The organism is Amycolatopsis sp. NPDC058278 (assembly GCF_042881395.1).
GTDB lineage: Bacteria > Actinomycetota > Actinomycetes > Mycobacteriales > Pseudonocardiaceae > Amycolatopsis.
Genome location: NZ_JBHVXZ010000014.1, coordinates 113740 through 122047 on the forward strand (window position 1 = coordinate 113740; position 8308 = coordinate 122047).

At 72.0% G+C, this 8308-nt stretch carries 7 protein-coding genes; 6 read left to right on the forward strand and 1 reads right to left on the reverse strand.

Annotated elements, in window-relative coordinates; all coding sequences use genetic code 11:
• Positions 1-28 precede the first annotated feature (28 nt).
• The 6 genes from otsB to ACFVYA_RS10110 all read left to right on the forward strand — a co-directional run bounded on the left by otsB (position 29) and on the right by ACFVYA_RS10110 (position 6949).
• Positions 29-2560, forward strand: a complete 2532-nt coding sequence (gene otsB / locus ACFVYA_RS10085) for a trehalose-phosphatase (RefSeq protein ID WP_387044234.1) — start codon at positions 29-31, stop codon at positions 2558-2560.
• An 89-nt stretch (positions 2561-2649) separates the two neighbouring features.
• Entirely contained in the window at positions 2650-3177 is a 528-nt protein-coding gene (locus ACFVYA_RS10090) for a hypothetical protein (RefSeq protein WP_285986906.1), read from the forward strand.
• A 93-nt stretch (positions 3178-3270) separates the two neighbouring features.
• The gene (locus tag ACFVYA_RS10095) at positions 3271-3849 is read left to right on the forward strand and encodes a helix-turn-helix domain-containing protein (protein ID WP_387044236.1); all 579 of its coding nucleotides are present in this window, start codon (positions 3271-3273) and stop codon (positions 3847-3849) included.
• A gap of 48 nt (positions 3850-3897) precedes the next feature.
• The gene (locus ACFVYA_RS10100) at positions 3898-5172 is read left to right on the forward strand and encodes an alpha/beta hydrolase family protein (protein ID WP_387044248.1); all 1275 of its coding nucleotides are present in this window, start codon (positions 3898-3900) and stop codon (positions 5170-5172) included.
• Between the two features lie 87 nt (positions 5173-5259).
• The gene (locus ACFVYA_RS10105) at positions 5260-5853 is read left to right on the forward strand and encodes an RNA polymerase sigma factor (protein ID WP_103343613.1); all 594 of its coding nucleotides are present in this window, start codon (positions 5260-5262) and stop codon (positions 5851-5853) included.
• Entirely contained in the window at positions 5846-6949 is a 1104-nt protein-coding gene (locus tag ACFVYA_RS10110) for a CU044_5270 family protein (RefSeq protein ID WP_387044238.1), read from the forward strand. Before ACFVYA_RS10105 ends, ACFVYA_RS10110 begins: the two co-directional genes overlap by 8 nt.
• On the opposite strand, the gene radA is transcribed toward ACFVYA_RS10110, so the two are convergent.
• Positions 6950-8308: DNA repair protein RadA (gene radA / locus ACFVYA_RS10115; protein WP_387044240.1), on the reverse strand; the 1359-nt coding region annotated here is incomplete at its 5' end.

The following is an 8308-nucleotide window of genomic DNA, read 5'->3' on the forward strand; positions in this document are numbered from 1 at the left end:
ACCATGCACGAGCTCCTGAGGAGGAGTGTTGACTGCCGAGGCCCTGCCCGCCGAGTTGCGGCGCGCGATCGTCCAGATCGCCCGTACTCCGCGTCTGCTGGTCGCCTGCGATTACGACGGCACGCTGGCACCCATCACGCTCAACCCGGACGAGGCACGCCCGCTGCCGGAGTCCGTCGGGGCCCTCAGATCGCTCGCCGGTCTGCACGAGACCACCACGGCGGTCATCTCCGGCCGCGCGCTGCGTGATCTGGCCACGCTCTCCCGGCTACCGGCCGAGGTGAACCTCGTCGGCAGCCACGGCTCGGAGTTCGACATCGGCTTCATCCACGCCCTCGACGAGAAGGCGCGGGAGCTGCACCGGCGGCTGGAGACCGAGCTCGAACAACTCGTGCTCGACGTCCCGGGCGTGTCGCTGGAGGTCAAGCCGGCGAGCATCGCGGTGCACGTCCGCCGCGCCGAGCACGAGGCGGGCCGCCGCGTGCTCGCGGCCGTCCACTCCGGACCATCCACGTGGGACGGCGTCTCGACCACCGACGGCAAGGAGGTGGTCGAGCTGGCGGTCGTCCAAACGGACAAAGGCCGCGCACTGGACATCCTCCGCCACCAAGTCGGCGCCACGGCGGCGATCTTCCTCGGCGACGACGTCACCGACGAGAAGGCCTTCGCCCGCCTGTCCGGCCCGGACCTGGGCATCAAGGTCGGCGACGGCGAGACCCTCGCCGCGTTCCGCGTGCCCGACACCGTGGACGTCGCGCTCGTGCTCGGCTTCCTCCTCGAGGAGCGCCGAAACTGGCTGTACGGCGAATCGGCCCCGCCGATCGAGCGGCTGTCGATGCTGGCCAACGAGCGCTCGGTCGCGCTGCTGACGCCGGACGCCAAGCTGACCTGGCTGTGCCACCCCGGGCCGGACGCGCCCGCGGTGTTCGCCGACCTGCTCGGCGGCGAGGGGGCCGGCCACTTCTCCATCAAGCCGCACCGCAACGGTCTTCCGCTCGGCCAGCGCTACCTGCCGAACACGATGACGGTCGAGACGCGCTGGTCGCGCCTGCTCGTCACCGACTACATCGAGCCGGAGAGCGCGCCGCACCGGACGGACCTCGTGCGGGTGATCTCCGGCGAAGCGGCGGCGAGCGTCAAGTTCGCGCCGCGGCCCGAGTTCGGCGGCGTGCCGGTGAAGCTGGAGGCCACCGAGGGCGGCGTGCGGGTGCTCGGCACGTCGGAGCCGTTCGTGCTGTACTCGCCGGGCGTCGAGTGGACCATCACCTCCGACGGCCTGCACGACACCGCGTCCGCGCTGGTGCAGCCGACGCCGACCCAGCCGGTCGTGCTGGAGCTGCGCTGCGGCACCACGGACCTCGGCCCGCACGAACTGTCCGAAGTGGAACGCCGGGACCGCGCGGGCCGCTACTGGAGCGAGTGGACGTCGAAGCTGCAGCTGCCCAAGGTGCAGACCGACCTGGTGCTGCGGTCCGCGCTGACGCTGCGCGGCCTGGTCAACACCGACACCGGCGGCGTGCTGGCGGCGGCGACGTCGTCGCTGCCGGAGGAGATCGGTGGCGTCCGCAACTGGGACTACCGCTACTGCTGGATCCGCGACGCCGCGATGACCGTGCGGGAGCTCGTGCACCTGGGCTCGATCGAGGAGGCCGAGGGCTACCTGCGGTGGCTGCACGGCGTGCTCGCCACGCTGGCCGGCCCGGAGCGGCTGCACCCGCTGTACACCCTCGCCGGTAGCGTCATCGGCGCCGAAGCGGTCATCGAGTCGCTGCCCGGTTATGCGGGTTCGCGCCCGGTCCGCGTCGGCAACCTGGCGAACCACCAGGTCCAGCTGGACGTCTTCGGCCCGGTCGTCGAGCTCGTGCAGACGCTCGCGGCGGCGCGCCACGAGCTGCGCGACGAGGACTGGCAGATGGTCCGCGCGATGGCCGAAGCCGTCACCCGGCGCTGGAACGAGCCGGACCACGGGATCTGGGAGGAGCGGCACGTGCCGCGCCACCGCGTCTACTCCCGGGTCATGTGCTGGGTGACCATCGACCGCGCGATCAAGCTGGGCGAGCAGTACGGCCGGGAGATCCCGGGCAACTGGCACGGCCTGCGCGAGGAGATCAAGCACGACGTCCTCACCCACGGCTGGAACGACGAGGTCCAGGCGTTCACCACCGCCTACGACGGCACGGACCTCGACGCGGCCTCGCTGTTCGTCGGGCTCACCGGGCTGATCGACCCGGCCGACGAGCGCTTCCAGCAGACGGTGACCGCGATCGAGGCGGAGCTGCGCAGTGGGTCCACTGTGTACCGTTACCGCCGTGACGACGGCCTGCCGGGCGGCGAGGGCGGCTTCCACATCTGCGCGGCGTGGCTGATCGAGGCGTACCTGCTCACCGGGCGGCGCACCGAGGCCCAGGAGCTGTTCGACCAGATCGTCGCGGCGGCCGGCCCGACCGGCCTGCTGCCGGAGCAGTACGACCCGATCGCGGAACGGTCGCTGGGCAATCATCCGCAGGCCTATTCCCACATCGGGCTCATCCGGTGCGCCAACTTGCTGGCGGCGAGTTAGCCCTTTCGGTCCGAAAGGTCCCTGAAGGCCACCATGACGGCACCCAGTGCCCTTATGGTGGCCTTCAGTGCGTTCTGGAGGTGAGACGGGTGCAGGGGACGTTCGGGCAGGTCGAGTTCGTGCCGCTGCCGCCCCGCTTCGCCGACCGGGTGCGCTGGGGGTCGGTGGTCGTCGGCTGTTCGATGATCGCCGGCATGGTGCTGCTGTTCGGGCTGACGACCTACCTGCAGGGCATCGTGCACGGCCACGCGTTCCCGGACACGCTGCTCGGCAAGGCCGCCACGGCGCTGCCGCCGCTGGGCGTGCTGGCGATCGCGGTACTGGTGCTGACGTGCCGCCGCTGCCTCCGCGGCGACTACCTCGTGGTGGCCAGCGCCGACGCGACCCGCAGTGCGCTGCTGTTCACCTACGTCCTGACGCTGGTGCTGATCCTGGGCGCCTTCGCGGTGCCGATCGTCTTCCGGGTGTGGCGTGACACCCCGGAACTGCGGGCGCCCGACCTGCTGACGACGTTCTCGACGCTCACCTTCGCCACCATGGGGTTCCTGGCCGGGGTGCTCTACGTGCGGCCGTCCGTGCAGACGCTCAGGAAGTACAGCGACCACCCGATCTGGTAGGTCCACTGTAGACACGTCCATGCCTGGCACCGGTCTGCCCAGACTTACAGAGATTTCTTTGCACAATTTTCTTTGCACGGCTACAGTGGGGCCATGACCAGCGCTCCACCACCGGAAGAGCTCGACCCGGACGCCCTCAAGGCCGTCACGCACCCGCTGCGCCGCCGGATCCTCGGCGTCTTGTCGGCCGGCCCGGCGACAGCCACGAAACTCGCCCGAGCGCTGGGCGAGAACACCGGCGCGACCAGCTACCACCTGCGGGAGCTGGCCAGGTTCGGGTTCGTCGAGGACGTCCCGGAGCTCGCGCGGGGCAAGGAACGGTGGTGGCGGACCCGGCCGCGGGACATCCGCTGGCCGCGCCGCAGCGAGCAGAGCGCCGAAACCCGGATGCTGTTCGACGACATGCAGCGACAGGGGTTCGAGGACGACCTCGAAAAGCTCAACCGGTTCGCGGAAAACCGCGAGCAGCTGCCCGGCGGCTGGCCGGACGCGCTGCTCTTCGCGCGCGGTGCCACGTGGCTCACCGAAGAGGAAGTGCAGCAGCTCTGGCAGGACTACATGGAGCTGTTCCGCCGGTACTGGCGAACCGAAGGCGACTTGCCAGCCGACCGGTCACCGGAAGCGCGGCGCGTGCTCGTGCGCTGGCTCGCGTTCCCGGATCCAGGGGAATGACATGACACCAGGGGGTTTTCCATGCGAAGAGGGGTTCTACTGGCCGGGGTGATCCTGGCGGTCACGGCGTTGGCGCCACCGGCGTCGGCGGCTTCCGTGACCAACGAAGACGTGACGTTCCAGAACGGCGGGGTGACCTTGCACGGCACCGTCGTCGCTCCGCCCGGCGGGACGGAACTGCCGGGCCTGGTGATGGTCCACGGCTCGGGGGCGCACAGCCGGGACGACTACCGCGAGCAGGCGGAAGCCTTTGCCCGGCAAGGTATCGCGACACTCATCTACGACAAGCGCACCGACGGCTATTCGCAGTTCGAACGCTCGTACTCGACCCTCGCGGACGACGCGCTGGCCGCGGTTTCCGTGCTGCGCAAGCGGTCCGGCGTCGATCCGGCGCGGGTCGGCGTCTGGGGGCTGAGCGAAGGCGGCTGGGTGGCACCACTGGCGGCTTCGCGTTCGTCGGACGTCGCGTTCGTCGTGACGCTGGGCGCGAACGGGGTCGAGCCGTCGCGGCAGCAGTCGTGGGCGGTCGAGAACCAGTTGCGGCAGCTGGGAATGGGGGGTTCGCTCGTGCGGATGGCGTCGTCGACGATGCTGCGCCAGCTCGCCGGCGGCGGGGTGTTCCCGGAGGCGCACTACGACCCGGTGCCGGTGCTGAAGAGCCTGCGGCAGCCGGTGCTCGGGATATGGGGCGCGAAGGACATCCTGACACCGCCCGGCGAAGCGGTCCGGATCTTCCAGGAGTCGTTGGCGCACCACACGTTGCGGGTCTTCCCGGACGCGCAGCACCAGCTGCGCCGGACCACGGACGGCTTCGACAAGCTGCCCGGGTACGCGCCCGGTTACCTCGAACTGGTGGGCAGCTGGGTGAACACCCCGCCCACCGCGTCGACGGCCGACGCACCGCCGGCGCAGGACCGGCCGAGTGCGGCGGTGACGCCGCTCGCCTGGTACGAGCCGACGTGGCTGCAGCTCGCCGTGCTGGTGTTCCTGCTGGTGGCGTTCGCCTGGTACCCGCTGGTCCGGCGCGGTCCCGCGGCCCGGCCGGCGCGCTGGCTGGCGGCGACCGGGCTGCTCGCGGTGCTCGGTTTCCTCGCCGTCGACGTGCTGATCCAGCTGTCGATGGGCAAGGGACTGGGCCCGGTCGTCGCCGGCCGCCCGCTGCCGTGGCTGGCGCTGCAGCTGCTGTCGCTGGGCGCGGTGGCCGCCACCATCGGCACGGCGGTGGCGTGGTGGCGCAACCGCGGCCTCCGTCTCGGCGTCCTCCTGACTGGCGGCGTGGTGTTCGTCCCGTGGGCGGTCTATTGGGGTCTGGTGGGCGTCTAGGACGGCAACGGCGGCCGTCCCCGCCCGGATCACGACGAAAGCAGGCGCACCCGTGAACGCTGCCGAAGCCTGCGGGCAACTGGGGGCATGCAGGTGATCCACGAGGGCTCGGAGCGCTGGGGGCCCGACCGTCCGGACCTGGGCGGACCCGAGCCCGGGCCGGCGTTCGGGCGGCTCTTCGACGCCCACGCCGCGCAGCTGCGGCGGTACCTCGCGCGCCGCGTCGGGGCCGAACCGGCGAACGACCTCGTCGCCGAGACCTTCCTGGTCGCGTTGCGGCGGCGCGAGACCTACCGGCCCGAGCTGGGCACCGCCCGGTCGTGGCTCTACGGCATCGCCACCAACCTGCTGCGCCACCACGTGCGGTCCGAACTGCGCGGGCTGCAGGCCACCGCCCGGCTCGCCCGGACCGGCGAAGTCAGCCACGCGAACCACGACGGCCGCGTCGCCGAGCAGGTCGACGCCCAGGTTCGTGCCGCGCAGCTGGCCGGCGCACTGGCCCGGCTCAGCCCGGCCGATCGCGACACGCTGCTGCTCGTGTCGTGGGCCGGGCTGGAGCCGGGCGAGGTCGCCGAGGCCCTCGGTATCCCGCCGGGTACGGTCCGGTCGCGGTTGCACCGGATCAGACGCTGGCTCAGGACGAACGCCCCGGCCCAAGAGGAGGTGCAGGACCTTGCGTGAAGACAACGTCCGGAAGATCTGGTCCGAAGCCGAACTCGACGCGGCGCTCGCCGACCTGAACAGCGACGCCGGCTCCGGCGACGACCTCGCCTTCGCCCGCGCGTCCCTGCTCGCCGCGGCCGGTGTCGAGGAGGCGCCGCCCGCCGGGCCGCGCCGGAGCGGGGCGTGGCGGTGGCTCGCGGTGGCCGCGGCCGTCGTCACCCTGGTCGGCGGGCTCGGCGTCGCCGCTGCCCTGTGGACGCCGGAGCCGCCGGAAACGTCCCGCCCGGCCGCCGCGCTCCCCGACCTCGACCGGCCGCTCGCGCCCGGCGAGTTCCACTACACGGAGATGCGCGCCTGGGTGACGCAGACCAGCAACGGGATCGCGGCCAAGGTCCAGCGGCGGATCGAGCTTTGGATCCCGGCCGATCCCACCGGCGTGTGGCACCGGCGCACGACGCTGACGGGCCACTGGGTGGACGGCAGGACCGAACCGCTGCCCGGCCCCGTCGACGAGTACGGCCCGAGCGGGGTGTTCCCCGGCCACCCCGATTTCTCGGGGCAGAACAAGCCGTTCTGGAACACGCCGTTCGTGAACTGGCTGAGCCCGGACGCCGCGTTCGTCGCCTCGCTCGTGCACGACCGGCAAAAGCTGCGCAAGCGGCTGCAGTTCGACACGATCGACATCGCCGATCCCGGGAAAAGCCGGGCGCACACCGCCACGGAGTCGCTCGACATGGTCCGCAACGCGCTGGGGGTCGGCCTGCTCCCGCCGGACGTCCGGTCCGCGCTCGCCGAAGCGCTCGCCGAAGTCCCGGGCATCGCCGTCGTCCCCCACCGGACGACCCCGGACAACCGGCCGGCCACCGTCTACCTGGCCAAGGACACCGGCCTGCGGCTGTTCCTCGACCCCGCGACCGCGCGGCTGCTGGCCGCGGACACGTCGCCCGCCATGGCGACCAGCACCAGGAACGAGGCACCGAAGAGCACGACCCCGGCACCGCCGAGCTCCGAGGCCGTGCCGAACACCACGACGACCGAGTTCCCCCTCGCGCCGAACCGGCCCGAGGCCCCGGACACGTCCTACTCCTACGCCATCACGCGGACCTCGGGGTGATCAGCGCGCGTGGCCGGCCGCGTTCAGCGCGTCCGCGACGTTCGCCACCTCCAGCACCCGGATCCCGGCGGGCGGCTTGCCCGAGTCCGGCGGGACCAGCGCGTGCGTGAACCCGAGCCGGGCCGCCTCCGCCAGGCGGCGGCCCACGCTCGGCACCCGCCGGATCTCCCCGGCCAGCCCGACCTCGCCCACCGAGACCAGCCGCGGCGAAAGGGCGACGTCTCCGAAACTCGACGTCAGCGCCAGTACCAGGGCCAGGTCGATGCCCGGTTCGGTGATCTTCATGCCGCCGACCGTGGCCGCGTAGACGTCCTTGTCGCCGAGCTTCAGCCCGCCGCGCTTCTCCAGCACCGCCAGGACCATCGCCACCCGCGCGGAGTCGAGGCCGCTGACCGCGCGCCGCGGCTGGGGCGCCGCCGTGGCCGACACCAGCGCCTGGACCTCGCCCAGCAGCGGCCGCTTGCCCTCCATCGAGACGGTGATCGCCGTACCGGACACCGGCTCGGCCGTGTGGCTCATGAACAGCCCCGACGGGTCCGGCACCCCGACGATGCCTTCTTCCTGCAACTCGAAGCAGCCGATCTCGTCGGACGCGCCGAACCGGTTCTTGATGCCGCGGAGCATCCGGAGCGTCGAGTGCTTGTCGCCCTCGAACTGCAGCACGACGTCCACCAGGTGCTCCAGCACGCGCGGGCCGGCCACCGAGCCGTCCTTCGTGACGTGCCCCACCAGCACCACCGGCAGCCCGCGCTCCTTGGCCAGCGCGACCAGCCCGGACGTCACCGCGCGGACCTGCGTCACGCCGCCGGGTGAGCCGTCGACCTGCGGGGACGCCATGGTCTGCACCGAGTCGACGATCAGCATCCCGGGCTTGACGTCGTCGACGTGCCCGAGGATGGCGGAAAGGTCGCTCTCGGCGGCCAGGTACATCCGGTCGTCGACGTTGCCCGTTCGCTCGGCGCGCAACCGGACCTGCCCCGCGGACTCCTCGCCGGTGACGTAGAGGGACCGGTCGACCGTCTTCGCCCACTGGTAGGCGACTTCGAGCAGCAGGGTCGACTTGCCGACACCCGGCTCACCCGCGAGCAGCACCACCGCGCCGGGCACCAGGCCGCCGCCGAGCACCCGGTCGAGCTCCGGGACACCGGTGCGGCGGGCACGCGCCGCTTCGACGTCGACCTCGCCGATCGGCCGTGCGGGCGCGCTCGGTGCCCCGGCCGCGACGCGCTGGATCGCCGGCTTGACCGGTGCCCCGCGTTCCTCGAACGAGCCCCATTCCTGGCACTCCGGACACCGGCCCAGCCACTTGGCCGCTTCGTAACCGCAGCTGCCGCAGCGGTAGTTGGTCCCCTTCTTCAC

Bases quoted from the DNA above. Each gene is read 5' to 3' on its own strand.
- ACFVYA_RS10095 (WP_387044236.1), top strand. From the start codon at position 3,271: ATGACCAGCGCTCCACCACCGGAAGAGCTCGACCCGGACGCCCTCAAG.
- ACFVYA_RS10105 (WP_103343613.1), top strand. From the start codon at position 5,260: ATGCAGGTGATCCACGAGGGCTCGGAGCGCTGGGGGCCCGACCGTCCG.